Source organism: Variovorax sp. Soil_C_33 (assembly GCF_057656935.1).
This window is the reverse complement of record NZ_JBDGJK010000065.1, coordinates 1-212: the sequence shown is the minus strand read 5'-3', so window position 1 is coordinate 212 and position 212 is coordinate 1. Positions and strand designations below refer to the sequence as shown.

At 74.5% G+C, this 212-nt stretch carries 1 pseudogene; it reads left to right on the top strand.

The features are described from left to right. Nucleotides 1-21: 21 nt before the first annotated feature. Nucleotides 22-212, top strand: a pseudogene (locus AC3A6B_RS29945) (ABC transporter permease); the annotation flags it as partial.

Here is a 212-nt window from a genome sequence, read left to right as displayed (position 1 = left end):
GCACCGTTGAGGAGAAGCACCATGGAAACATCCACCTCTCCGACGGTCGTGAGCGCCACGGCGTCCCTGGCGCCACCGCCGCAAGAGCGCCGGGGCGGCCCGCTGCGCCGGCTCGGCGGCTTCGGCCCCTCCGGCCTGCTCGGCCTCGCGGTGCTGCTGTTCTGGCTGCTCGCGGCGCTGCTCGGGCCCTGGCTGCTGTCGCACAGCACGGC